The following is a 25,300-nucleotide window of genomic DNA, read 5'->3' on the forward strand; positions in this document are numbered from 1 at the left end:
GAGGGGGTAAGGCTCCCGGGAGACGACCGGGTTGATAGGCCGGAGATGGAAGCTCCGTGAGGGGTGGAGTTGACCGGTACTAATAGGCCGAGGGCTTGACCGTAGATGTTCGCGTCCACTGTGTGGGTTCTGAGACCACGACCCGCCGGCCGGCGGTTGTTGTTTCATCGTGTTTCGGTGGTCACAGCGAGAGGGAAACGCCCGGTTACATTCCGAACCCGGAAGCTAAGCCTTTCAGCGCCGATGGTACTGCATGGGGGACCGTGTGGGAGAGTAGGACACCGCCGAACAATTGTTGAGAGAATGCCCTGCCGGGTTCCCGGCGGGGCATTCTCTCGTTTACGGGACCTTTCGTGTGCTCGGGGTGGATGGCCTATGCGTTATGACCTGGTGATCTTCGACAACGACGGTGTCCTGGTGGACAGCGAGCCGATATCCAACCGGATTCTCGCGGCCTGTCTGACGGAACTGGGGCATCCGACCACCTACGAGGAATCCATCCGGGACTACATGGGCTCCGCCATGCACCGGGTCCACGATCTGATCCTGGAGCGTTCGGGACAGCGGCTGCCCCACGACTTCGACGCCGTCTTCCACGCCCGGGTCTTCGACGCCTTCCGGCGTGATCTGCGGCCCGTGGCCGGTGCCGGCGAGGTGCTGCGGACCCTCGACGCCGAAGGCATGCCGTACTGCGTGGCCTCGTCCGGCAGCCATGAACGAATAAGAGTGGCGTTGGGAAGGACGGGGCTGTACGAGCGATTCGGGGAGAGGCGGGTCTTCAGCGCGCAGGACGTGGGACGGGGGAAGCCCGCACCGGATCTCTTCCTCCACGCGGCAGAGGCGTTGGGGGTGCCGCCCGAGCGCTGTGCCGTGGTCGAGGACAGTCCTCTGGGGGTACGGGCGGCCGTCGCGGCGGGGATGGACGTGTACGGGTTCACCGCCATGACGCCGGGAGAGAGGCTGTCGGGGGCGAAGGCACTGTTCTCCACGATGGACGAACTGCCCGCACTCCTGCTGGCCTGAGCCGGCCGGGGCGGTACGGGTGGCCGTGTGGTCTCCCGGGCCGCCCGATACGGTGACGGGTATGAGCGGCGGCGCACAGTTGATGTGGGACGAGGCGGTCACCGGATACGACTTCGGGCCCGGGCACCCGATGGATCCGGTGCGCCTGAAGCTGACCATGGAACTCGTCGAGGCGTTCGGGCTGCCCGGCGCCTCCGGGCTGAAGGTGGTCGCCGCGGCGTCCGCGGGCGACTCCACGCTCAGGCTCGTGCACCGCTCCGACTACATCGACACCGTGCGCCGGATCTCCGCGGACCCCCGGGCGGCGGACGGATCGTACGGGATCGGGACCGAGGACGACCCGGCCTTCGAGAGGATGCACGAGGTCTCGGCGCTGATCGCCGGGCAGTCGGTCGGGGCCGCCGAGGCGGTGTGGCGCGGGGACGTCCTCCACGGGGTGAACTTCGCCGGCGGACTGCACCACGCGATGCCGGGTGGGGCGGCGGGTTTCTGCGTCTACAACGACGCCTCCCTGGCCATCGCCCGGCTGCTGGAGCTGGGTGCCGAACGGGTCGCCTACGTGGACATCGACGTCCACCACGGGGACGGTGTCCAGGCGGCCTTCTGGGACGATCCGCGGGTGATGACGGTGTCGTTGCACGAGCATCCCCGCATGCTCTTCCCCGGCACCGGCTGGCCGGAGGAGACCGGCGGGGAGAAGGCGGAGGGAAGCGCGGTCAACATCGCCGTCCCGCCCGGCACGTCCGACGGCGGATGGCTGAGGGCGCTGCACGCGGTGGTGCCGGAGCTGCTGCGCTCCTTCCGGCCGCAGGTGCTGGTGACCCAGCACGGCGCCGACACGCACATCGAGGACCCCCTGGCACACCTGGCGGTGACCGTCGACGCGCAGCGGGTGGCCGCCGAGGCCTGCCATGACTGGGCGCACGAGTACGCGGAGGGGCGCTGGGTCGCGCTCGGCGGGGGCGGCTACGCGGTGGTCGACGTCGTACCGCGCACCTGGACGCATCTGGTGGCGATCGCGGCGGGCGAGCCGATCGCGCCGAAGACCGTGATCCCGGAGGACTGGCGGCGGCAGGTGTACGCGCGCACCCGGCAGGACGCGCCGCGGCGGATGACGGACGGGCGCGAGCCGGTGTGGTCGGACTGGGAGGCGGGTTACGACCCGGCGAGCGCCCTGGACCAGGCGGTGCTGGCCGCGCGGCGCTCGGTGTATCCGGCGCACGGGCTGCTGCCCTGAGCCACCGCGGGACGCGGTCGCGGGCCGGGCTCCGAGCCGTGTTCGGGCACCGCCGGACCGAGCAGCCGGACCGGCCGGGCGCACCTGGCCTGCTCCCGGGGTCCTACGCTCCCCGTCCGGTGCCCTGTCGGCGGATGGACCTCCCCTGCTCGCACCGGCGCAGGGGGGATGTGTCGACAAGACGACCCGGTTCGGGGTACGCCTCCCGCCTCCTCGGTGCTTACGGGGAGTCGCGCCGATCCGGATGAAGGGAGTGCACCTGCCGACCGGTGCGCCGGGCGTACGCTCCCACTCGCCCCTTCCCGGGCATGCGGTTCCCGCCGCCGCGGCGGCGGCCGGGACCGCCGTGGGGGCGGCGGCCGGGGGCCGCGAACGGGCGGCGGGGCAGGTCAGCCGGGTGCCGGGGAGCGGACCCGGCCGCCGGGGACGGGCCCGCGGCGGCCGTCGTCCCGCTGGGCGGGCGGATGCGGCCGACCGTCCGTCCGGATGACTCCGTGACGTCACACGGTCACCGTCCGTCTGCGCGCTATGTGTCCAATCGTTCCGGTCTGTCACATTAGGAGACCGATGGCTACTCCTCTTCCCCACTTGCATCACCCGCCCCTAATCTGGGGAGGAGCGCGCATGCGAGCAGGAGACACCGGAGGGGAAGCCGGTGCCCGACATGTGCGGAAGGTTCAGGTGTGACATGGCTGCTGTCGAGAGGCCTCTGAACGAGGTCGTGTTCCTGACCGTGGCGGAAGTCGCCTCGGTGATGCGAGTGTCCAAGATGACCGTGTACCGCCTGGTGCACAGCGGCCATCTGCCGGCGATCCGGGTGGGCAGGTCCTTCCGGGTGCCGGAGCAGGCCGTCCACGAGTACCTCCGCGAGTCGTACGTGGAGGCGGAGAAGAGCGCGTAACCGCGGAACGACGGGCTTGTGGCCCCCTCGTGTCACGAGCACTACCCGGCGCCGGGTAGGCTGGGCCGACGTAGGTCGTGTGGGCTCGGACGCCCCGCACCGAGTGACGAAGTGAGCGAGGGTAAGTCGTGGGCTCTGTTATCAAGAAGCGGCGCAAGCGGATGGCCAAGAAGAAGCACCGCAAGCTGCTCAAGCGCACGCGCGTTCAGCGCCGCAACAAGAAGTGAGCGGGCGCGCCGCACACTGACCACCGCCCTCCCACCGCCGTGTCGGTGGGAGGGCGGTGGCGTTCCGCCGTGGAACGGCGGCCGACCGATACGGTGGCCGCGGACCCGTCCGTAACCGGTTCGGGGACCAGGCCGTGAGGAACGGTGGGGGACGGCGAGGAACAAGGAGGGCCGCCGGGGCCCGTGGCAGGGTTTCCCGGAGGCGGCCCACCGCACGCTGAGAGGGAGCAACGTTGGGCAAGGTCGTGCTCGTCACTGGCGTCGCCCGCCGGCTCGGCGGGCGCTTCGTACGGCGGATCCTGCGGGAGCCCGACGTCGACCGGGTCGTCGGGGTGGACGCCGTGCCGCCCGGACACCACCTCGGCGGGGCGGAGTTCGTCCGCGCCGACATCCGGCAGCCCTCGGTCGCCGGGGTGCTGGCCGAGCACGGCGTGGACACCGTCGTGCACCTGGACGTCAGCGGGGTGCAGCTCCTGCCCGGCACCCGCGCGTCGGTCAAGGAGACCAACGTCATCGGCACCATGCAGCTCCTGGGCGCCTGCCAGAAGGCGCCGTCCGTGCGGCGGGTGGTGGTGAAGTCCAGCACGAACGTCTACGGCTCCTCGTCCCGCGATCCGGCGGTGTTCACCGAGACCACGCCGGCCAAGGCGCTGCCCGGCGGCGGCTTCACCAAGGACATCGTGGAGGTCGAGGAGTACGTGCGCGGGTTCGCCCGCCGCCGTCCCGACGTGGCGGTGACGATGCTGCGCTTCGCCAACATCCTCGGCCCCGGCGCGGACACGCCGCTGGCGGAGTACTTCCGGCTGCCGGTGCTGCCGACCGTCCTCGGATACGACCCGCGGCTGCAGTTCGTCCACGAGGACGACGTCGTCGAGGTGCTGCGGCTGGCGGCCGGGGAACCACGGCGCGGAACGCTCAACGCGGGGACGTTCAACATCGCGGGCGACGGGGTACTGCTGCTGTCCCAGGCCGCGCGGCGGCTGGGACGGCCCACGCTGCCCCTGCTGCTGCCGGCGATCCGGTGGACGGGGACGGCGCTGCGCACGGTCGGTGTCACGGACTTCTCGGCCGAGCAGATCCGGCTGCTGACACACGGCAGGGTCGTGGAGACCACGCAGATGCGCGAGGTGCTGGGCTTCGAGCCGCGGTACACCACGGCCGGCGCCTTCGCCGACTTCGCGCGCGCAGGGGGGCCGGGGCTGCTGCCGCCGGAGAGACTCGCACACGCGGTGGACCGCATCGAGGAGGTCGTCCGCCATGGCTGACGCCAAGGTCATTCCATTCGACGACGACCGGTCGCGCGGCGCCCCGGGGCGGTCCGGCCCGGGCCGGACCGCCCCGGACCGGCCCGCCCGGGGACGGGCGGCGGGCGGCGGGCGCCGTACGGGGGGCGACGACGGCCGTACCGGCCAGGAGGAGCGGGGCGGTACGCGGAAGCCGCTCACGGCCGTATCCGGGGCCGGTTCGCGCGCCGGCTCGGGGAGCGGTCCGGGGACTCGGCGGGAGGACCGGGGCGACCGGGGCGACTGGGACCGCAGGATCGCCGAGGGGCTGGCCTTCCTGCGGCGGCGGGTCACCGGGGAGTACGAGGTCGACGAGTTCGGCTACGACGCCGACCTCACCGACCATGTGCTGATGTCGATGCTTCGGCCGGTGTACGAGAAGTACTTCCGGGTCGAGGTGCTCGGCATCGAGAACATCCCCTCCGAGGGTGGCGCGCTGGTGGTCGCCAACCACTCCGGGACCCTGCCGCTGGACGCGCTGATGCTCCAGGTCGCCGTGCACGACCACCATCCGGCGGGGCGGGCCCTGCGGCTGCTGGCGGCCGATCTGGTCTTCATGCTGCCGGTCGTCAACGAGCTGGCCCGGAAGGCCGGGCACACCCTGGCGTGCGCGGAGGACGCCCAGCGGCTGCTGGAGCGGGGCGAGGTCGTCGGCGTGATGCCGGAGGGCTTCAAGGGGCTGGGGAAACCGTTCTCCGAGCGCTACAAGCTCCAGCGGTTCGGGCGCGGCGGTTTCGTCTCCACGGCGCTGCGGGCCGGGGTGCCGATCGTGCCGTGCTCGATCGTCGGGGCGGAGGAGATCTACCCGATGGTGGGCGACTTCAGGACGCTGGCACGGCTGCTGGGCATCCCGTACTTCCCCGTCACGCCCACCTTCCCCTGGCTGGGGCCGCTGGGGATGGTGCCGCTGCCGACGAAGTGGACGGTCCAGTTCGGCGAGCCGGTCCCGATGGACGACTATCCGCCGGAGGCGGTCGACGATCCGATGCTGATGTTCAACCTCACCGACCAGGTGCGCGAGACGATCCAGCACACCCTCTACCGGCTGCTGGTGAGGCGGCGTTCGGTGTTCTTCTGAGCGGTGCCCCGTAGGCACGCGCTCCGGGCGGCCGGTGTCCTCACGGACACCGGCCGCCCGTCCGCTAGGCCCTGTCTGACAAATCCCGCCTGCTCCGCGGCGTCCGGCACGCCCGCTCGCTGCGTTGTCGATCGTCGGCGCAGCACGCTGCGCTCTCCTCCTCCGCCTTGCGATCGCACGCACCGGACGCCGCGGAGCCCGCCCTTCGGGCGGACAGCGCTATTTGTCAGACAGGGCCTAGTCGGAGTCGTCGCCCGTCTCGATCCCCAGCCCCGGCAGGAGGTTCGGGAGGAGCGGCGGGATGGTGATGTCCGGCTCGGGGAGCCGGGGGGCGCCGTCCGGCGACTTTGAGGCGCCGCCCTCGCCGGGGGAGGGCTCCAGCAGGTCGCCGGGGTCGGGCAGGAGCCTCTCCCCGTCCGGGCCGGTGGAGCCTGACGAGCCGGAGGGGCTGGGCTGCCGCTCGCCGTCCCGGTCGTCTTCCTCCGCGCCGTCCGCACCGCTCCCGCCGGGCACGGGCGACGGCGGCCGGTCCGTACGGCCGGTGCCCGGCCGGTCGTCGCGGTCGGTGCCGGCGGCGGAGTCCGTGTCCTCCTGCCCGGAGTCCAGCAGGGGCCTGAGCGGGCCGACCTCGTCCTCTATGGCGTCGAAGAGCGAACTGACCTCGTCGCCCACGTCGGTGAGCTGGACGGGAAGGCCCGCGCGCACCTCGTCCCACTTGGTGCGGTGGGACCGGGAGAAGGAGGACAGCGAGCGGATCGGCGCGATCTCGCCCTCGCGCTCGTACGCCTGGCTGAGCAGCCGGTGGCCCTCAAAGACGTCGTCGCGCATGTGGGAGAGCGTCCTGCGGATGTCGCCGAGCGACTCGTGGTCCAGCGGGCCCGACCGGCCGCGCTCCAGCAGGCGCCGGGCCTCGTTCAGCCGTGTGGACGCGTGGTCCAGATGGACCACGCCGCGGTCGGCCTCGTCGCCCGCCAGGCCGAGTTTGAGGTCCTCCATGCCCAGCTTGAGGCCGTAGAGGGTGTCACCGGGCAGGGCGTCGGTGCTGGCCACGGCGGCTCCGCTGAGGGCGCCCGCCGCGACGCCGAAGCTCAGGCCGCCCGCCGCCAGCCCCCTGGTGAGCCTCGTCCTGGGGCGCAGCCTGCTCAACGGACGCAGCGGGGAGGCCCGGTGGGCTCCGCCGCGCTCCGTGCGGGCGGAGCGCGGGCCGGGGACCGAGGCGCCCTCGCCGCTCCCGGCGAAGGCGTTCTCCACGGCGGCGAGGAGCTGTGCCCGCTGGGCCGCCTTGACGTCGGGGTCCATCGCCGGTTTCGGCAGGGCGTCGAGCCTGTCGGCCAGTGACAGCAGCGCCGTGCGCTCGTCGGACGGCCCGTCCGTCAGCCCGGCCCTCGTCTTCTCCGCCGCCCCGGCCGGGACTTCGGGGGCCGCGCCCCCGGACCGGTCGGCCGCCGCACCCTCGGACTCGCGTTCGTCGAGGGCCTGGGCGAAGGCGTTTGCCCGTCGGCTCGGCGATACGGCTCCCATCACGGGCGGCACCTCCTCTCGTCAGCACAGTCGACTCCCTGCCCCACAGGAGGGTTGCACGGCCGTACGGGAGCGGCGGCTCGGGCGCCGCAGTCCGGACGCGACGGGCCGCGGGGAGTCTGCAAACCGCACAACGACCACCGGCCGACGGGGTTACGCCCCGAAGGGGGCGCGATCGCCCTGCCGCCCGCCGCGAAACGGAACGTCACCGCACGTCACCACATGTCATCGGCTGTCCTCCGGCAGCAGCCGGGCCAGGGTCCGCACCGCCCGGTACTGGAGGGTTTTGATCGCGCCCTCGTTCTTCCCCATGACCCGCGCGGTCTCGGCGACCGACAGGCCCTGCAGGAAGCGGAGCGTCACGCACTCCTGCTGCTGCGGGTTGAGCCGGCGGACGGCGTCCAGCAGGGCGGCGTTGGAGAGGGACTCCAGGACCGAGTCCTCCGGGCTGCGCTCCACCTCGTTGGCGTCGAGCATCTCGCCGGTGGTCACCTCCAGGCGGAAGCGGCTCGACTTGAAGTGGTCCGCCACCAGGTTGCGCGCGATGGTGACCAGCCAGGCGCCGAAGTCCCGGCCCTGCCAGGTGAAGGTGCCGATCCGGCGCAGGGCGCGCAGGAACGTCTCGCTGGTGAGGTCCTCGGCCGTGGCCCGGCCGCCGACGCGGTAGTAGATGTAGCGGTAGACGGTGTCGGAGTACTGGTCGTAGAGGCGCCCGAAGGCCTCGGCCTCGCCGCCCTGGGCGCGCTCGACGAGATCCATCATGCGGCGGCTGTCGCCGTCGACCGGGCGCCGGGCGGCGCCCGGGGCGGCCGCGGCGCGGGTGCGCCGGCCCACCGCGGCGGTGCCGGCGGCTCCCTCGGCCAGGGCGTAGACGGGGCCTGCGGGGACAGGTGCGGCGAGGGCGGGGACGGCGTGCGCGGGGGGGACGAGGACGCGCAGCTGGTCGATGACCAGCGTGCGCAGCGCAGCCAGGCCCGAGGCGTCAACCCCGACGTGTGGGTACACGGGACTCCCAGAGGCAGAGCTTCCATCACGTGCAGTGCGGGACCGTCCGCCCGTCACAAGGGCGTGTGGACACCGGATTGCGTCTGAGGAGAATAACGCTTCGTACAGGCCGTGCTACACCTAGTTGCCGAAATCGCCGGTTAGGTTTGCTCTGTTATGTGTTTGCGGCCGCTCGGGCGGCGAACCGGGGTGCCGATCCGATCGGTTCGTGTCGCTTTCCGATCGGTCGGCGGTCCGCTTGTGGCCGGAGAGTGGCCTCCGTCCGAACTGGCGGTCGGTGCGGCGGTTCCGGCGCGGCTCGGGCGCGGTTTCGGCGGTGGGCTCGGTGGCTGCTTCGGCGGTTGCCTCAGCGGCGGCGGCGCTGGATCGCCATGGCCGCGGCGGCGCCTCCGGCCACCGCGCCCACCCCGGCCGCGGCCGGGATGCCCACCTTCGCCGCCTTCCGGCCGGTCCGGTAGTCGCGCAGCCGCCAGCCCCGCTCGCGTGCGTGGGCCCGCAGCCTGCTGTCGGGGTTGATGGCGTACGGGTGCCCGACCAGCGAGAGCATCGGGATGTCGTTGGCCGAGTCGCTGTAGGCGGCGCAGCGGGAGAGGTCCAGGTCCTCGGCGGCGGCCAGTGCGCGCACCGCCTCCGCCTTCGCCGGGCCGTGCAGCGGCTCGCCGACCAGGCGCCCGGTGTAGACGCCGTCGACGGACTCGGCGACCGTGCCCAGGGCGCCGGTCAGCCCCAGCCGGCGGGCGATGATCGTGGCGGTCTCCACGGGGGCCGCGGTGACCAGCCACACCTTCTGGCCCGCGTCCAGGTGCGCCTGGGCCAGCGCGCGGGTGCCCGGCCAGATCCGGCCGGCCATGTACTCGTCGTAGATCTCCTCGCCGATCTCCGTCAGCTCCGAGACGCGGTGACCCTTGACGATGGACAGCGCACTGTCGCGGGCGTCCTGCATGTGCTCGGCGTTCTCCGAGCCCGCGAGCCGGAACCAGGCCTGCTGCCAGGCGAAGCGGAACAGTTCGCGCTTGTGGAAGAACTTCCGCTTGTACAGGCCGCGGCCGAAGTGGAACAGGGCCGCGCCCTGCATGATCGTGTTGTCGAGGTCGAAGAAGGCCGCGGCCCCGACGTCCCCGTGGACCGGGAACTCCGGCTCCGCCGGTTTCCCCGTCTCGGTCTCGCCGGGGGCGAGTGCGCCGACCTCCCGCGAGGTCCTGCGCGCCGCCTCGGCGGCGGCCTCGCCTGCGAGAACGCTGCGAGCCGTCGCCGAACGCCTGCGGGGAACGAGCCATCCAAGTGCGGCCATGCCGCGAGCATAGCCAGTGTCCGATGGGGTTCCGGTGACGGAGGGGTGTCGGCAGGGCGGGGACTGCGCCAACCGGGGAAAGCGCGTTCCGGAACGGGCCGGGGCGGGCCGGGGGAGGGGAGCGGCCGCGGCGGGCACCGGGCGCGGCGGCACAATGGCGGTCATGAAGACCGTCACTCTCATCGGCAGGCCCGGGTGCCATCTGTGCGACGACGCCCGCGCGGTGGTCAGCGAGGTGTGCGCGCAACTGGGCGCGCGCTGGGAGGAGAAGGACATCACCGAGGACGAGGAGCTGTACCGCCGTTACTGGGAGCAGATCCCGGTGGTGCTCGTGGACGGCGCGCAGCACGACTTCTGGCGGGTGGACCCGCGGCGGCTGCGCGCGGCCCTGGAGAGGTGACCGCGGGGGCCGCCACCTGCGGACCGGCCGCGTCTCGACCGCCCCTCGAGGCGTTCCACGGCCGACGGGCGTATATGTGGGAGGTGTTCCGGGCGGGATCCGGTTCCGTCCGGCGCGTGTGGCACCGGTCACTTTGGCCGGACAAAGCGGACACCGTCTTTGTGCACACGTTCACAAAGACATAGCCTGGTCGGGACGGAGCGGTCCGGACGCATGTCCAGCGGGTGTCCAGCGGGGCCGCTCACCGTTTCGTTCAGACGGCAGGAGCACCGTGGCAACTGGCCGAACACACCGACCGGCGACCCGTAGCCGAGGAATCCCCGAGGCCACCGTCGCCCGGCTTCCGCTGTACCTGCGGGCGCTCACCGCGCTCTCCGAGCGCTCGGTGCCCACGGTCTCCTCGGAGGAGCTGGCGGCCGCCGCCGGCGTCAACTCCGCCAAGCTGCGCAAGGACTTCTCCTACCTCGGCTCGTACGGCACGCGCGGTGTGGGCTACGACGTCGAGTACCTCGTCTACCAGATCTCCCGCGAGCTGGGCCTGACACAGGACTGGCCCGTCGTGATCGTCGGCATCGGAAACCTGGGCGCCGCGCTCGCCAACTACGGCGGCTTCGCCTCCAGGGGCTTCAGAGTCGCCGCGCTGATCGACGCGGACCCCTCGATGGCCGGGAAGCCGGTCGCGGGCATACCGGTGCAGCACACCGACGACCTCGAGGCGATCATCGAGGAGAACGGCGTCTCCATCGGCGTCATCGCCACCCCCGCCGGAGCCGCGCAGCAGGTCTGCGACCGGCTCGTGGCCGCCGGGGTGACCTCCATCCTGAACTTCGCGCCGACCGTGCTGTCCGTGCCCGAGGGTGTGGACGTGCGCAAGGTCGACCTCTCCATAGAACTGCAGATCCTCGCCTTCCACGAGCAGCGCAAGGCCGGTGAGGAGGCGCCCGGTGAGGGCGGCGCCGACACCACCCCGCCCGCGGCGCCGCCCGCCGCGGCCGTGCGCCGCCGCGGCGAGGGAAGCGAACAGGGACCTGACGGGGACGTGCCCGCCGTGATGCCCGCATGAACGAACGAGCGACCGTGAGACGCGTCACGCGCGCACCGCACGCCGTACGGTCCGAGCGGAGCGGGGGAGGCGCATGAGTCTGCTGGTAGTGGGGCTGAGTCACCGCAGCGCACCGGTGAGCGTCCTGGAGCGGGCCTCGCTGGCGCCCGAGGTGCGCGGCAAGCTCCTGCAGGACGCGGTCGGCGCCGAGCCCGCCTCCGAGGCCGCGGTGCTCTCCACCTGCAACCGCACCGAGCTCTACGCCGACGTCGACAAGTTCCACGCCGGTGTCGCCGAGCTGTCCTCCCTGCTGGCCCGCTACAGCGACGTCGGTCTGGAGGAGCTGACCCCTTACCTGTACGTCCACTACGAGGACCGGGCCGTCCACCATCTGTTCTCGGTGGCCTGCGGGCTGGACTCGATGGTCGTCGGCGAGGGGCAGATCCTCGGCCAGATCAAGGACGCGCTGGCCGTGGCGCAGGACCAGCACACCGCCGGGCGGCTGATGAACGACCTGTTCCAGCAGGCGCTGCGGGTCGGCAAGCGGGCGCACAGCGAGACCGGCATCGACCGGGCCGGGCAGTCCCTGGTCACCTTCGGCCTGGAGCAGCTCGCCGGCGGGCGCCCGGTCGCCGAGTGGGTGCGCGGCCGGCGGGCCCTGGTGATCGGCGCCGGCTCGATGTCCTCCCTGGCCGCCACGGTGCTCGCGCGCGCCGGCGTCACCGAACTGGTGATCGCCAACAGGACGCTGGAGCGCGCCCGGCGCCTGGCCGCCGGACTCCACGGCGGCGGGCTCACCGCGCGCGCCGTGCCCGCCCACGAGATGCCCGCCGAGCTCCCGCACGCGGACGTCGCCGTCTCCTGCACCGGCGCCACCGGGCTGGTGCTGACGGCCGGCGACCTGTCGGCCGCGCTCGCCGCGCGTGCCGGATCCGACGGCTCCCGCGGCTCCCGCGACCCCAGCGGCTCCCGCGAGGAGCCGATGGCGCTGCTCGACCTGGCCATGCCCCGTGACATCGACGCCGCCGCGCACCGCCTGGAAGGCGTACGGTTGGTGGACATCGAGTCGCTGGCCGAGGCCTCCGCCGACGCGCCCATGGCCGCGGACGTCGACAAGGTGCGCGGCATCGTCGCCGACGAGGTCGCGGCCTTCGGCGCGGCCCAGCGGGCCGCGACGATCACGCCCACCGTGGTCGCGCTGCGCGCCATGGCCGCCGACGTCGTCTCGGCCGAGATGGCGCGCCTGGACGGGCGCCTCCCCGGACTCGACGCCAAACAGCGCGCCGAGATCACCCAGACCGTGCGCCGGGTCGTCGACAAGCTGCTGCACGCGCCGACCGTGCGCGTCAAGCAGCTCGCCGGCGAACCGGGCGGCGCCGGATACGCCGACGCGCTGCGAGAGCTCTTCGACCTCGACCCGCAGACCGTGGCGGCCGTCAGTAACCCCGAACAGGAGCGGCAATGAGCACCAACGCACCCCAGCCGCTGAAGCTGGGCACCCGCCGCAGCCGACTCGCCATGGCCCAGTCCGGGCAGGTGGCCGAGCGCGTCCGGCGGCTCACCGGCAGGCCCGTCGAGCTGGTGGAGATCACCACCTTCGGCGACGTCTCCCGTGAGCACCTCGCCCGGATCGGCGGCACAGGGGTCTTCGTCTCCGCGCTGCGCGACGCGCTGCTCGGCGGCGAGATCGACTTCGCCGTTCACTCGCTGAAGGACCTCCCCACCGACCAGCCGGAGCAGCTCGCGCTGGCGGCCGTGCCCGTCCGGGAGGACCCCCGTGACGCGCTGGTCGCCCGCGACGGCCTCACCTTCGAGGAGCTGCCCGACGGGGCGCGGGTCGGCACCGGCTCGCCGCGCCGCATGGCGCAGCTGGCCGCCTGGGCCCGGTCGCTGGGCCGGGACGTGGAGATCGTGCCGATCCGGGGCAACGTCGACACCCGCATCGGGTACGTGCGCTCCGGCGAACTGGACGCGGTCGTCCTCGCGACCGCCGGTCTCAGGCGCGTCGGCCTGATCGGCGAGGCCACCGAACTGCTCGACCCCGGCGCGGTGCTGCCCGCACCCGGCCAGGGAGCGCTGGCCGTCGAGTGCGCGGCCGCGCGCCCCGACCTCGCAGCCCTGCTCGCCGGGCTCGACGACCCGCGCACGCGGGTCGCCGTGACCGCCGAGCGAACCCTGCTCTCCGCTCTGGAAGCCGGTTGCAGCGCGCCCGTCGGCGCACTGGCCGATTTCCCGGCGGAAGGGCAGGATGTCACCGAACTGCGCCTGCGCGGTGTCGTCGGCACGACCGACGGCACCACACTGGTGCAGTTGTCCACCACCGGTCGCGTACCGGCGTCCGACGGCGAGCTGCTCTCCCTGGCCCAGGCCATGGGGCGCGAACTCGCCGACGAGATGCTCGCCAAGGGCGCGGCCGGTCTGATGGGGGAGCGAGCACATTGAACCCCACCACCGATCACTCGTACGGCGCCCATGGGCACGTCACCTTCCTCGGTGCCGGGCCCGGGGACCCGGGACTGCTGACGCTTCGCGCCGTCGAGGCGCTGGCGCAGGCCGATGTACTGGTCGCCGACCCGCAGGTGTACGACGTCGTGCGGGCGCACGTGCGGGCAGGTGTCGACACCCCGCTCCAGACAGCAGGTGACGACACGTCAACAGCATCCGCGGGTGCCGACGATGCCGTAAATCTTGTCATGCGGGCCGTGCGCGGCGGCAAGCGGGTCGTCCGTGCGGTCGCCGGCGACCCCGGCCTCGACGCGGACGCGGCGAGCGAGATGCTGGCCTGCGCCTCCGAGGGCGTCACCTTCGAGGTCGTGCCGGGCATCGCCAACGCCGTCGGGGTTCCCGCCTACGCGGGTGTGCCGCTGCGCAACGGCCACGGCGCGGACGTACGGTTCCTGGACGCGCGGACCGCCGACGCCCAGGCGTGGAACGAGGTCGGCGCCAGCGACGCCACCCTCGTGGTCTCCACCACCCTGGAGACGGTCGCCGCCACCGCCGCCGAACTGGTCACCGCGGGCCGCAAGCCCGACACCCCGCTGACCGTCACCGTCGACGGCACCACCACCCGGCAGCGCACCTGGACGGCGACGCTGGGCTCCATCGCCCAGACCCTCAAGGCCGCCAAGGTGCTGCCCGCGGCGAACGGCTCCCGGCCGGCGATAGCCGTGGTCGGCGAGCTCAGCGCCGCCGCGCAGCGCGACCGGCTCGCGTGGTTCGAGTCCAAGCCGCTGTTCGGCTGGCAGGTGCTGGTGCCCCGCACCAAGGAGCAGGCGGCCTCGCTCTCCGACCAGCTGCGCTCCTACGGCGCGGTGCCCAGCGAGGTGCCCACCATCGCGGTGGAGCCCCCGCGCACCCCGCAGCAGATGGAGCGCGCGGTCAAGGGCCTGGTCACCGGCCGCTACGAGTGGATCGCCTTCACCTCGGTGAACGCGGTCAGGGCGGTGCGCGAGAAGTTCGAGGAGTACGGCCTGGACGCCCGCGCCTTCGCCGGGATCAAGGTCGCGGCCGTCGGCGACCAGACCGCGAAGGCCCTGGTCGACTTCGGCGTCAAGCCCGACCTGGTGCCCAGCGGCGAGCAGTCCGCGGCCGGGCTGCTGGAGGACTGGCCGCCCTACGATCCGGTCTTCGACCCGATCGACCGGGTCTTCCTGCCGCGCGCCGACATCGCCACCGAGACGCTGGTGGCGGGGCTGATCGAGCTGGGCTGGGAGGTCGACGACGTCACCGCCTACCGGACGGTGCGCGCCTCGCCGCCACCGGCCGAGACCCGGGAGGCGATCAAGGGCGGCGGGTTCGACGCCGTGCTGTTCACCTCCTCCTCCACCGTCCGCAACCTCGTCGGGATCGCGGGCAAGCCGCACAACGTGACGGTCATCGCGTGCATCGGCCCGGCGACGGCGAAGACCGCCGAGGAGCACGGGCTGCGCGTGGACGTCATGGCGCCGGAGCCGTCGGTGCACAGGCTGGCCGAGGCGCTGGCGGAGTTCGGCGCCAGGCGCCGGGACGCGATGACCGAGGCCGGCGAGGCGGTGCAGCGGCCCAGCGAGAAGCGCCCGGCCAGGAGGAGGGCACGGACATCGTGACGATCGGCGAGAGCACCTACGGCAGCGGCTACGGGGACTTCCCCGTGGTGCGCCCCCGGCGGCTGCGCACCACCCCGGCGATGCGCCGGATGGTGGCCGAGCACCGGCTCCACCCGGCCGATCTGATCCTGCCCGTCTTCCTGCGGGAGGGCATCGCCGAGCCGGTGGAGATCTCCTCGATGCCGGGCGTGTACCAGCACACCCGCGAGACCCTGCGCAAGGCGGCGGCCGAGGCCGTGGCCGCGGGCGTGGGCGGAATCATGATCTTCGGCGTGCCCGAGGAGGGGAGGAAGGACGCCACCGGGTCCTGCGGCACGGACCCGGACGGCATCCTCCAGGTGGCGCTGCGCGATGTGCGCGCGGAGGTCGGGGACGACCTGGTCGTCATGTCCGACCTGTGCCTGGACGAGTTCACCGACCACGGCCACTGCGGCGTGCTGGACGAGCGCGGCCGGGTGGACAACGACGCCACGCTGGAGCGGTACGCCGAGATGGCGTGCGTCCAGGCCGAGGCGGGTGCGCATGTGCTGGGGCCCAGCGGGATGATGGACGGCCAGGTCGCCTTCGTCCGCCGCGCCCTGGACGAGGCCGGCCACCAGGACGTGGCGATGCTGGCGTACACGGCCAAGTACGCCTCCGCGTTCTACGGCCCGTTCCGCGAGGCGGTGGACTCCTCGCTGACGGGCGACCGCAAGGCCTACCAGCAGGACCCGGCCAACGCGCGGGAGTCGATGCGCGAGCTGGCGCTCGACCTCGCCGAGGGCGCGGACATGGTGATGGTCAAGCCCGCGCTGCCCTATCTGGACGTGCTGCGCCGGGTGGCGGACGCGGTGGACGTGCCCGTGGCCGCCTACCAGGTCTCCGGCGAGTACGCGATGGTCGAGGCCGCCGCGCAGCGCGGCTGGATCGAGCGGGACCGGGCGATCATGGAGACGCTCACCGGCGCCAGGCGGGCCGGCGCGGACATGATCCTGACCTACTGGGCCACGGAGGCGGCCCGGCGGCTGCGCTGAGCCGCCGGCCCGCCCGCCCGGGCCGGGCCCGTGGGGCCGGGCTCAGTCGCGGGGGAAGCCGTCCGTGGTGATGGTGAGCTCCACGGACGTCTCGGTGATCTTCACGGGCTCGCCGAAGTCGACGGTCAGCTCGCTGCCGTAGCCGCCGTCCTTGGGGTGGGTGTGGAGGTGGCAGCGGGCGCCGTACGGGTCGATGATCAAGTAGGCGGGGACGCCGGCGGCGGCGTACGCCTTCAGCTTGGGGCCGTGGTCGTTGGCCGCCGTGGAGCGGGAGAGGACCTCCACGACCAGCTCGACGTCGTCCGGGGAGTAGCGGTCCTGCGCGTCGGGGACCGCGCCCTCGGTGATCTTCACCAGATCGGGGGCGAAGCCGTTGAGATGGCCGGGGAAGTCGATCCGGACGTCGGAGCCGATCTCCGCGTCCAGACCGAACTGGTCCTCCAACTGCCGCAGGACCCTCCGGATGATCTTCCAGTGCGTCCAGCGCTGCGGTGTCATGTAGACCGACCCCTCGACGATCTCGACCTTGTATCCCTCGGGGACGGGCATCCGCTCCAGACGCTCGAAGAGTTCGTCCAAGGTGGTCTCGTCGGACTCGGCCATCTCGATCCTGTCGGTCAGCTCGACGGTCACGGTGACGCTCCTCCCCGCCGCGCCGGGATGCGCGGCCGCGCGGTACAACGATACGTCCGGGCCACCGGTTACGCCCGGGACCGGACGAGGACCGGCGCCGTACCGCACGGCCGCACCGCGCGGCCGCGTCAGCCCTTGACGCAGACGACCTGCCGCAGCTTCGCGACCACCTCGACCAGATCGCGCTGACGGTCGATGACCTGCTCGATCGGCTTGTACGCGGCCGGGATCTCGTCGACGACGCCGGAGTCCTTGCGGCACTCCACGCCGCGCGTCTGCTCCTCCAGGTCCCGCGCGGTGAACCGCTTCTTCGCCGCGTTGCGGCTCATCCGCCGCCCCGCGCCGTGGGAGGCGGAGTTGAAGGAGGCGGCGTTGCCCAGGCCGCGCACGATGTAGGAGCCGGTGCCCATCGAGCCGGGGATGATGCCGTACTCGCCGCCGCCCGCGCGGATGGCGCCCTTCCGGGTGACCAGCAGGTCCATGCCGTCGTAGTGCTCCTCGGCCACGTAGTTGTGGTGGCAGGAGATGACCTGCTCGAAAGAGGGGGACGCCTTCCGGAACTCCTTGCGGATCACGCCCTTGAGCAGGCTCATCATGACCGCGCGGTTGCGCTTGGCGTACTCCTGCGCCCAGAACAGGTCGTTGCGGTACGCCTCCATCTGGGGGGTGTCCGCGACGAACACGGCCAGGTCGCGGTCGATCAGGTCCTGGTTGTGGGGGAGCCTGCGGGCCACGCCGATGTGGTACTCGGCCAGTTCGTTGCCGATGTTGCGGGAGCCGGAGTGGAGCATCAGCCAGACGGCGCCGTCCTCGTCCAGGCAGACCTCGACGAAGTGGTTGCCGCCGCCGAGCGTCCCCATCTGGCGGGTGGCCCGCTCCCGGCGGAAGTGGACGGCCTCGGTGACACCGTCGAAGCGGGACCAGAAGCCGTCCCAGCCGGAGGCGGGGGAGTCGGGCAGGCGGCCCGGGTCGACGGGGTCGTCGTGCATGCCGAAGCCGACCGGGATGGCCTGCTCGATGCGCGAGCGCAGCCGGGAGAGGTCGCCGGGCAGGTCGTTCGCGGTCAGGGAGGTCCGGACCGCCGACATGCCGCAGCCGATGTCCACACCGACCGCCGCCGGGCAGACCGCGCCCTCCATGGCGATGACCGAGCCGACGGTGGCGCCCTTGCCGTAGTGGACGTCGGGCATGACCGCCAGACCCCTGATCCACGGAAGCGTCGCGGTGTTGCGCAGCTGCCGCATCGCGCCGTCCTCGACGCCGGACGGGTCGGCCCACATCCGGATCGGCACCCGGGCCCCGGGAACCTCGGTGTACGACATGTTCGTTCATCCCCCTGGCTGAGAAGTGCCTGAGAAGTGCGAGCACGCTCTGCCACATGCGTGCGAATCGCGCACGGATCGCGTGCGAACCGCGTACGTCCCTACACACAGGACGGACGTATTACTGCATATGCACCGATGAGCGGAGGTCCCGCGGCGCGCGTGACGGACGTCGTGCGATAGACATTGTGTTCTGTTGTGGTCGTACGGCGGCAACGTGTTTTCGAGTTCTCGGGTTTTCGGGCGTTCACGCGGACATGAGGAGTTGGGCAGTGCAGCGGAAGGCATACGCCACCGGCGCGGCGCTCGCAGCCGTGCTGGCCGTCGGGACCGTCGGCTGCACCGGCGGCTCCGGCGCGGGCGGCGCCGCGTCCGACAGCAAGCCCGGCACGGTCGGCACCGCCGCCGTCACGGCTCCGCCCGGCACCTACCGCGATCTGCCCGAGCCCTGCGACGCGGTCGACACCGGTCTTCTGAAGGCGATGCTGCCGGGGGCCGCGAGCGCCTCCCCGGCGGACGGCGCGGAGGGCGGCGACGGGACCCCGGCGGCGTACGAGGGCGAGCAGACCGTCACCTACGACGACGACCGCCGGGTCGGCTGCCGCTGGAAGAGTTCCACCGGCATGGGCAGCCGCCATCTCCTGGTGGACTTCGAGCGGGTCGTGTCGTACGACCCCGCCGTCAGCGACGACGAGCGGGCGGTGCGCCTGTACGAGGACATGGTGCTGGAGGCGGGCATCCCCAGCTCGTCGCCCGCGGACGGGGAGTCCCCCGGCTCCGGGGAGAAGAAGGACGAGGCCGGCGCGGATAAGGCCGGGGACGGCGGGGACGCCGACGAGACCCCGGAGGGGAGCGGAGAGCCCGCCGAAAGCGGCGGCGATGACGGGGACGGCGGCAGCGGCGAGCCGGAGACGGCCGTCCCGCAGCCCGCTCCCGGCGCGGCAGCGGCACTGGCCCCGCGCCCCCTGGAGGACCTCGGGGACGCCGCGTACATCGACGACGAGCTGGTCACCGCGGACTCGGGCGTCCACCGCGACATCACCCTGGTCTTCCGCACCGGGAACGTCATCGTCACCGTCGAGTACGAGCAGTGGGTGACGGACAAGCGCAGGCTGCCCGACAGCGCCGAACTGCAGGAGAAGGCACTGGAACTGGCCGGCCGGCTCGCCCGGGGGTTCCGGGACTGACGCCCCCTCGCGGGCCCGCTCCCGTGCCCGCCCCGCGCCCTCACCGGGACTGAGACGACGGACACACCCGGTCCCGGCGCCGCCCGGCAGGGCCTGAGGCCGTTCTAGGCTGCTGCGGTGTCATCGCCCGAGTTGGCGTACCGTCGTGCCGTCCGACAGGGCGTGCCCGGCGCCCAGCACATCCGGAAGCGAAGGAACCATGCACCGTAACGCCACGCGCACCGCCGTCCGCACCCTCGCCTGCGCCGCCGTGCCCATGCTGCTGGTCGCGGGCTGCTCCTCCGACTCCGGTGGCGACGACTCCGCCGGGCCCTCGCCCAGCGCCTCCGCCTCCAGCGCGTCCCCGACCCCGGCGCCGGTGAAGTTCACCACCCTGCCCGACCCCTGCAAGACCCTCTCGGGGGACACGGTCGGCGATGTGGTGCCCGAGGCGAAGAAGAAGGGCAAGAACCTCGGCTCCAAGGACGCCGACGGCTACGGCACCTGCCTGTGGAGCGGCCTGGACGACTACCAGTACCGGGCGCTCACCGTCTCCCTCAAGCGGTTCGACTCCGACGTGACGCTCGGCAGCGGCAGCGAGCGGGCCGCCGAGTACGCCGGCCAGCAGGTGGCCGCCGTCTCGCAGGACGAGGAGAACAAGAAGGTCAAGGACACCCCGCTCGACGGGGTCGGCGACCAGGCGACGTCCATAGCCTTCGAGACCGAGCGCAAGGACGGCAAGAAGACCGAGGAGTACCGCGAGCAGCGGGTCGTCGCCATCACCGGCAACGTCGTGGTGACCGTGGACTACGAGGGCGCCGGCTTCGAGACCGGAAAGACGCCGAAGGCCGAGGACATCCGCGAGAACGCGGAGAAGGCGGCGAAGGAGGCCGTCAAGGCCGTCAAGTAGGTGACCGGGCCGGACCCCTCGGCCCCGTCACCCGCCGCGCGTACCCTGTCTTCCCCTCGGGGACCTTCCGTTCCCCGTCCCCCCGCCGTTTCTCCCGCCGCCCCTCCCGCCGACCCGGCCGGGCGGCGGGCGGGGCGGCGCCGACGACCGACGACGATCTCGCGAGGACGCAGCAGTGGACCTGACACGCACTCACCGAATACTCATCGGCGTGGTCGTCGCCGGGGCGGTGGTGATCGCGGCGATCGGCTTCGCCGGATCGTACGCCGCCGTCCGCGACCTCGCCGAACAGAAGGGGTTCGGCGGCTTCGCGCCGTTCTTCCCCATCGGCATCGACGCCGGGATCGTGGTGCTGCTCGCCCTGGACCTGCTGCTGACCTGGATCCGCATCCCCTTCCCGATGCTGCGGCAGACCGCCTGGCTGCTGACGGCCGCCACCATCGCCTTCAACGGCGCCGCCGCCTGGCCCGACCCGCTGGGAGTCGGGATGCACGCGGTGATCCCGGTGCTGTTCGTCGTCGCGGTCGAGGCCGCGCGGCACGCGGTCGGCCGGATCGCCGACATCACCGCCGACAAGCACATGGAGGGCGTGCGGATCTCGCGCTGGCTGCTGGCCTTCCCCTCCACCTTCCGGCTGTGGCGCCGGATGAAGCTGTGGGAGCTGCGCTCCTACGACCAGGTGATCCGCATGGAGCAGGACCGCCTCATCTACGAGGCGCGGCTGCGGGCGCGCTACGGGCGCACCTGGAAGCGGCGGGCGCCGGTGGAGGCGCTGATGCCGCTGCGGCTGGCCCGGTACGGGGTGCCGCTGGCGGAGACCGGCCCGGCCGGCCTGGCCGCCGCCGGCATCGACCCGCAGGCACTGCCCGCCGTGGGCGGGAAGGCCGCGCCGGCCGAGGCGCTCCCCGCGGGGACGTCCGCGGAGCGGACGCCCGCGCCCGGCGGGGCGCCCGGGAGCGATGAGGTGACCGGTGGGGTGACCGGTGAGGGGACCGTGCCGGGTACGGCGGCCCCGGCGGAGGCGGCCGTGCGGGACGGGCACGAGATCCTGCCCCCGTCCTGGAGGTCGGTCGAGGAGGAGGCGGAGGCCGTGCGGGAGGCGGCCGCGGTGCCGTTCTCCGAGCCCGCGCCGTGGGAGACCGCGCGGCGGGAGGCCGTACAGGACGTGCGGTCCGCACCGGCGGAGGTGCCGGTGGAGGCGCCGGTAGAGGTATCGGCGGAAATGCCGGTGGAGGCGGCCGCACCCGTGTACGCGGCCGGGGCCGCGGCGGCCCGCACCGAGGTGACGGTGCCGGTCAACGAGGGGGGCCGCCGACGCCCGATGGGCCGTCCCGGCTCCGGCGCCGGGGCGCCTGCCGCCGTCCCCGGGCCGCGCCGGGAGGCGGTGCCGGAGCCGGACGCCACCAGGCCGACCGGCATGCCCAGCGGCACCCAGTACACGGAGGTGTACTACCTCGCGTTCCGGGAGTTCATGGCCGAGCACGGCCGGCGCCCCAACGCCCGGGAGCTGGCCCGCGCCCTCCACGAGCGCCACAACGTCACCGACGCCGACGGCAGTCTGCTCAGCGAGGGCCACCTCCGCCCGTATCTGCGGGAGTTCCGGGAGCGGTACAACGACGAGATGGGCACGGGGGGCTGACCGCCCGCCGGATCTCCACCTCCGCCCGGCGGGCGGTCCCCGGGGCGTGAGGCCGGGGGTGAGGCCGGGGCGGAGGAAGGCGGCTCAGGCCCTCTCGCGGGCCGGGGCGGGCCACACCGACATGGCCAGTTCGGCCACCCGCTCCAGCTCCCCGGCGGTCGCTCCGTCCCGGGCCTGCTGGGACAGTCCCTGGACGACCGCGGCGAAGTAGTGGGCGAGCGTGTGCGCGTCGACCCCGGCGGGCAGCTCGCCCCGTCTTCCGGCGTCGGCCAGCCGTTCCTCGAAGACGCGGACGTTCGTCACCCGCCGGTCGCGCAGGTCCCGTTCGACGTCTGCGGTCTGCGACGAGTAGTTGACGGCCGCCGAGATGATCAGGCAGCCGGCCGGGTGCGCGGGGTCGGTGTAGGACACCGCCGCCTCGAGGAGCATCCGCGCGAACGCGGCGCGAGTGTCGTCCTCCTCGTCCAGGGCCCTGCCCATGAAGGCCCCGAAGGTCTCCCCGTACCGCTCGACGACCTCGGTGAAGAGCGTGCGCTTGTCGCCGAAGGCCGCGTACAGACTCGGCGGCGAGATGCCCAGCTCCCTGGTCAGGTCGGAGATGGAGGTCCCCTCGTAGCCGTGCTCCCAGAAGAGCAGGGTGGCCCGGACGAGTGCGGCGTCCCGGTCGAAGCTCCTGGGGCGTCCTCTCCCTCGTGGTGTCATGGCGTTAATTCTACAGCGATCGCTATGTAATCACTGTACTATTCACTAGCCATCGCTACGGAATAGGAGTGGTCATGGGCTCGCTGAACGGAAAGACGGCTCTGGTGACCGGTGGCAGCCGCGGGATCGGCCGGGCGACGGCCGAGCGGCTCGCCCGGGAGGGCGCCCTGGTGGCCGTGCACTACGGACGGAACGGGACCGCGGCACAGGAGACCGTGGCTGCCGTCCGCGCGGCGGGGGGCGCGGCGTTCGCGGTGCGCGCCGAACTGGGTGTGCGCGGAGACGTGGAGACCCTGTGGTCGGAGTTCGACCGCCTGGTCCTCGACCACGACGACCGCAGTGGTCTGGACATCCTCGTGAACAACGCGGGCATCACCCCGCGGGGACAGATCGAGGAGACCACGCCCGAGTCGTTCGAGGAGGCCTTCGCCGTCAACGTCCGTGCCCCGTTCTTCCTGGTCCAGCAGGGGCTCAAGCGGCTGCGGGACGGCGGCCGGATCATCAACGTCTCGTCCGGGGCGACGCGCATCGCGCTGACCGACATCATCGCCTACAGCATGACCAAGGGGGCGGTCGACACCTTCACCCTCACCCTCGCCAAGGCCCTCGGCAGCCGGGGCATCACCGTCAACTCCGTGGCGCCGGGCATCGTCGACACCGACATGAACGCCGCCTGGCTGCGGGGCAACGAGGAAGCCGAGCGTTCCGCGGCGGAGCTCTCGGCGCTCGGCAGGGTGGGCCGCCCCGAGGACGTGGCGGACGTGGTGGCCTTCCTGGCGTCGGACGACGCCCGCTGGGTCACCGGCCAGGTCGTCGACGCGACCGGAGGATCCCAGCTCTGATCGACCCCGCCGGACCGGGGCCGGGGGTTCCGTGAACCGTCCGTGCCCCGTGCCGCGGCTCCGGCACTCCTTCAGGAGCGCCGGAGCCGCGGCACGGGCGGGCGTCGGTGTTACGCGCCCAGCAGCTTGCGGACCCGGTCCGCGCCGACGGCCAGCAGCAGCGTGGGCAGCCGCGGGCCGGTGTCGCGGCCCACCAGCAGCCTGTACAGCAGGGCGAAGAAGGCGCGCTGGGCCACCTTCAGCTCCGGGGTCGGCCTGGCGTCCGGCGACAGGCCCGCCCGCACCTTGGGCACGCCGTAGACCAGGGTGGTCAGACCGTCCAGCGACCAGTGGTCGTCCAGACCGTCCAGCAGCAGTCGCAGCGACTCGCGCGCGTCGTCGTCGAGCGAGGCCAGCAGTTCGGTGTCCGCTTCCTCGCGCACCCGGGTGCGCTGCTCGGCCGGCACGTGGGTGCTGATCCACCGCTGCGCGCAGTCCAGGCGCGGACGCGTCTCGTCCAGGGAGCCCACCGGGTTGTCCGGGTCCAGCTCGCTCAGGATGCGCAGCGTCTGCGCCTCGTCCCCGGTGGTGATGTCCGCCACCGACGCCAGTGTGCGGTACGGCAGCGGGCGCGGGGTGCGGGGCAGTTCGCCGCCGGCGGTGGTGGTGGCACGGCGGTACGCGGCGGCGTCCGCGGGCTGCGCGGCGCCGTCGGCGACCTTGCGTTCCAGGGCGTCCCACTCGTCGTAGAGCCGCTGGATCTCCTGGTCGAAGGCGATCTTGAAGGACTGGTTCGGGCGGCGGCGGGCGTACAGCCAGCGCAGCAGCGGAGCCTCCATGATCTCCAGCGCGTCGAGCGGGGTGGGAACCCCGCCCTTGGAACTGGACATCTTCGCCATGCCGCTGATGCCGACGAAGGCGTACATCGGACCGATCGGCTGCTCGCCGCCGAAGATCTCCCGCACCAGCTGCCCGCCGACGACGTAGGAGGAGCCGGGGGACTGGTGGTCCACGCCGGAGGGCTCGAAGACCACGCCCTCGTACGCCCAGCGCATCGGCCAGTCGACCTTCCAGACCAGCTTGCCGCGGCGGTGCTCCGACAGCAGCACCGTCTCCTCGTGGCCGCACCGGCACACGTACGTCAGCCGCGTGCTCTCGTCGTCGTACGCGGTGATCGTCGTCAGGTCGCGGTCGCAGACGGAGCAGTACGGCTTGTACGGGAAGTACCCGGCGTCGCCCGCGCTGCCGTCGTCCTCGCCCGCGGCGCCCGAGCCCTCGGCGGCCTCGATCTCCGCCGCGGACATCTCGGCGTCCTTCGGCCCGCCCTGCTTCTTCGAGGCATTGCCGGCGCTCTCGGGCGTGACCTTGGTGCGGTAGCGGTCCAGGACGGCGTCGATGCGGGCGCGCTCGCGCATGGCGAAGAGGATCTGCTCGCTGTACGCGCCGGAGGTGTACATCTCCGTCTGGCTGATGCCGCGCACCTCGACGCCCAGCTCGTCCAGCGCCCGCACCATGGCGGCCCTGAAGTGCTCGGCCCAGCTGGAGTGCTCACTGCCGGGAGGCGCGGGCACCGCGGTGAGCGGCTTGCCGATGTGCTCCGACCACGAGGCGTCGACGCCCTCGATGCCCGCCGGGACCTTGCGGAAGCGGTCGTAGTCGTCCCAGGACAGGATGTGCTCGCAGGGCACGCCGCGCCGCTTGATCTCGTCGGCGACGAGGTGCGGCACCATGACCTCGCGGAGGTTGCCCAGGTGGATGGGGCCGGAGGGGCTCAGACCCGAGGCGCAGACGACCGGTTTGCCGGGGGCGCGGCGCTCCGCCTCGGCGATGACCTCGTCCGCGATGCGGGAGACCCAGTCGGCCTCTGTGCTCTGAGCCACGGTCGGCACGTCCCTTTCCTGGCTGTGGTGTCCAAGCTGCGGTGTCCAAGATGACGGCTCCATTGTTTCAGACGCGGTACGGGCCGCGCGCCCGCGATGAACGCGCGCGCCCCGGCGGTGG

23 protein-coding genes and 2 rRNA genes are annotated in these 25,300 nt (G+C 72.7%); 18 read left to right on the forward strand and 7 right to left on the reverse strand.

The window, feature by feature from the left end; genetic code table 11:
• The 8 genes from BM237_RS25175 to BM237_RS25210 all read left to right on the forward strand — a co-directional run.
• A 23S ribosomal RNA gene (locus BM237_RS25175) occupies positions 1-103 on the forward strand; the annotation flags it as partial.
• A 70-nt stretch (positions 104-173) separates the two neighbouring features.
• Positions 174-290, forward strand: a 5S ribosomal RNA gene (gene rrf, locus BM237_RS25180).
• Between the two features lie 85 nt (positions 291-375).
• On the forward strand, positions 376-1,023 hold the full coding sequence (locus tag BM237_RS25185) for an HAD family hydrolase (RefSeq protein WP_093852032.1): 648 nt from the start codon (positions 376-378) through the stop codon (positions 1,021-1,023).
• Positions 1,024-1,084: 61 nt separating this feature from the next.
• Positions 1,085-2,260 carry an acetoin utilization protein AcuC gene (locus BM237_RS25190; protein ID WP_093852033.1) on the forward strand — a complete coding sequence of 392 codons (1,176 nt, stop codon included), beginning with the start codon at positions 1,085-1,087 and terminating at the stop codon, positions 2,258-2,260.
• A gap of 688 nt (positions 2,261-2,948) precedes the next feature.
• Positions 2,949-3,161, forward strand: coding sequence for a helix-turn-helix domain-containing protein (locus tag BM237_RS25195; RefSeq protein WP_175541128.1), 213 nt, complete (start codon positions 2,949-2,951; stop codon positions 3,159-3,161).
• A 128-nt stretch (positions 3,162-3,289) separates the two neighbouring features.
• Positions 3,290-3,388 (forward strand): 30S ribosomal protein bS22, encoded by a 99-nt coding sequence (locus tag BM237_RS25200; RefSeq protein WP_003948845.1) that lies wholly within the window; start codon positions 3,290-3,292, stop codon positions 3,386-3,388.
• A gap of 233 nt (positions 3,389-3,621) precedes the next feature.
• Complete coding sequence (locus BM237_RS25205) at positions 3,622-4,653, forward strand: NAD-dependent epimerase/dehydratase family protein (RefSeq protein WP_093852035.1); 1,032 nt, start codon at positions 3,622-3,624, stop codon at positions 4,651-4,653.
• The gene (locus BM237_RS25210; RefSeq protein WP_093852036.1) at positions 4,646-5,749 is read left to right on the forward strand and encodes a lysophospholipid acyltransferase family protein; all 1,104 of its coding nucleotides are present in this window, start codon (positions 4,646-4,648) and stop codon (positions 5,747-5,749) included. Before BM237_RS25205 ends, BM237_RS25210 begins: the two co-directional genes overlap by 8 nt.
• Positions 5,750-5,986: 237 nt before the next feature.
• On the opposite strand, the gene BM237_RS25215 is transcribed toward BM237_RS25210, so the two are convergent.
• The 3 genes from BM237_RS25215 to BM237_RS25225 form a co-directional block, all read right to left on the reverse strand.
• Positions 5,987-7,273 (reverse strand): DUF5667 domain-containing protein, encoded by a 1,287-nt coding sequence (locus BM237_RS25215; RefSeq protein WP_093852037.1) that lies wholly within the window; start codon positions 7,271-7,273, stop codon positions 5,987-5,989.
• 222 nt (positions 7,274-7,495) lie between these two features.
• On the reverse strand, positions 7,496-8,275 hold the full coding sequence (locus BM237_RS25220) for an ECF subfamily RNA polymerase sigma factor, BldN family (protein WP_093852038.1): 780 nt from the start codon (positions 8,273-8,275) through the stop codon (positions 7,496-7,498).
• A 346-nt stretch (positions 8,276-8,621) separates the two neighbouring features.
• Entirely contained in the window at positions 8,622-9,566 is a 945-nt protein-coding gene (locus tag BM237_RS25225; protein WP_093852039.1) for an HAD family hydrolase, read from the reverse strand.
• A 163-nt stretch (positions 9,567-9,729) separates the two neighbouring features.
• Here BM237_RS25225 and BM237_RS25230 point away from each other — a divergent pair, with 163 nt between their 5' ends.
• The 6 genes from BM237_RS25230 (at position 9,730) to hemB (ending at position 16,106) form a co-directional block, all read left to right on the forward strand.
• A complete protein-coding gene (locus BM237_RS25230; protein WP_245794041.1) occupies positions 9,730-9,966 on the forward strand; it encodes a glutaredoxin family protein in 237 nt (78 codons plus the stop codon).
• 271 nt (positions 9,967-10,237) lie between these two features.
• Entirely contained in the window at positions 10,238-11,029 is a 792-nt protein-coding gene (locus BM237_RS25235) for a redox-sensing transcriptional repressor Rex (RefSeq protein WP_093852041.1), read from the forward strand.
• A gap of 73 nt (positions 11,030-11,102) precedes the next feature.
• The gene (locus BM237_RS25240; RefSeq protein ID WP_093852042.1) at positions 11,103-12,473 is read left to right on the forward strand and encodes a glutamyl-tRNA reductase; all 1,371 of its coding nucleotides are present in this window, start codon (positions 11,103-11,105) and stop codon (positions 12,471-12,473) included.
• Positions 12,470-13,450, forward strand: coding sequence for a hydroxymethylbilane synthase (hemC, locus tag BM237_RS25245; RefSeq protein ID WP_093852043.1), 981 nt, complete (start codon positions 12,470-12,472; stop codon positions 13,448-13,450). Before BM237_RS25240 ends, hemC begins: the two co-directional genes overlap by 4 nt.
• Positions 13,447-15,093 (forward strand): bifunctional uroporphyrinogen-III C-methyltransferase/uroporphyrinogen-III synthase, encoded by a 1,647-nt coding sequence (locus tag BM237_RS25250; protein WP_093852044.1) that lies wholly within the window; start codon positions 13,447-13,449, stop codon positions 15,091-15,093. Before hemC ends, BM237_RS25250 begins: the two co-directional genes overlap by 4 nt.
• Entirely contained in the window at positions 15,090-16,106 is a 1,017-nt protein-coding gene (gene hemB, locus BM237_RS25255) for a porphobilinogen synthase (protein WP_412721444.1), read from the forward strand. Before BM237_RS25250 ends, hemB begins: the two co-directional genes overlap by 4 nt.
• Positions 16,107-16,148: 42 nt before the next feature.
• Here hemB and BM237_RS25260 read toward each other — a convergent pair whose 3' ends face one another.
• Positions 16,149-16,739, reverse strand: a complete 591-nt coding sequence (locus tag BM237_RS25260; RefSeq protein ID WP_093852045.1) for a Uma2 family endonuclease — start codon at positions 16,737-16,739, stop codon at positions 16,149-16,151.
• Between the two features lie 128 nt (positions 16,740-16,867).
• Positions 16,868-18,061, reverse strand: coding sequence for an RtcB family protein (locus BM237_RS25265; protein ID WP_093852046.1), 1,194 nt, complete (start codon positions 18,059-18,061; stop codon positions 16,868-16,870).
• A gap of 272 nt (positions 18,062-18,333) precedes the next feature.
• Between BM237_RS25265 and BM237_RS25270 the strand changes: the two genes are divergently transcribed.
• From BM237_RS25270 to BM237_RS25280, 3 genes are all read left to right on the forward strand, one after another.
• Positions 18,334-19,248 (forward strand): hypothetical protein, encoded by a 915-nt coding sequence (locus BM237_RS25270; protein WP_245794042.1) that lies wholly within the window; start codon positions 18,334-18,336, stop codon positions 19,246-19,248.
• Positions 19,249-19,447: 199 nt separating this feature from the next.
• A complete protein-coding gene (locus tag BM237_RS25275) occupies positions 19,448-20,137 on the forward strand; it encodes a DUF3558 family protein (protein WP_093852048.1) in 690 nt (229 codons plus the stop codon).
• A gap of 181 nt (positions 20,138-20,318) precedes the next feature.
• Positions 20,319-21,776 carry a DUF2637 domain-containing protein gene (locus BM237_RS25280; RefSeq protein ID WP_093852093.1) on the forward strand — a complete coding sequence of 486 codons (1,458 nt, stop codon included), beginning with the start codon at positions 20,319-20,321 and terminating at the stop codon, positions 21,774-21,776.
• Positions 21,777-21,860: 84 nt separating this feature from the next.
• Here the strand turns inward: BM237_RS25280 and BM237_RS25285 are convergent, their stop codons facing one another.
• Positions 21,861-22,478, reverse strand: a complete 618-nt coding sequence (locus tag BM237_RS25285; RefSeq protein ID WP_093852049.1) for a TetR/AcrR family transcriptional regulator — start codon at positions 22,476-22,478, stop codon at positions 21,861-21,863.
• A 74-nt stretch (positions 22,479-22,552) separates the two neighbouring features.
• Between BM237_RS25285 and BM237_RS25290 the strand changes: the two genes are divergently transcribed.
• Entirely contained in the window at positions 22,553-23,320 is a 768-nt protein-coding gene (locus tag BM237_RS25290) for an SDR family oxidoreductase (protein WP_093852050.1), read from the forward strand.
• 110 nt (positions 23,321-23,430) lie between these two features.
• Here BM237_RS25290 and lysS read toward each other — a convergent pair whose 3' ends face one another.
• Positions 23,431-25,179, reverse strand: a complete 1,749-nt coding sequence (gene lysS / locus BM237_RS25295) for a lysine--tRNA ligase (RefSeq protein WP_093852094.1) — start codon at positions 25,177-25,179, stop codon at positions 23,431-23,433.
• Positions 25,180-25,300 lie beyond the last annotated feature (121 nt).

The sequence above is a fragment of the Streptomyces mangrovi genome, from assembly GCF_900114215.1.
GTDB lineage: Bacteria > Actinomycetota > Actinomycetes > Streptomycetales > Streptomycetaceae > Streptomyces > Streptomyces barkulensis.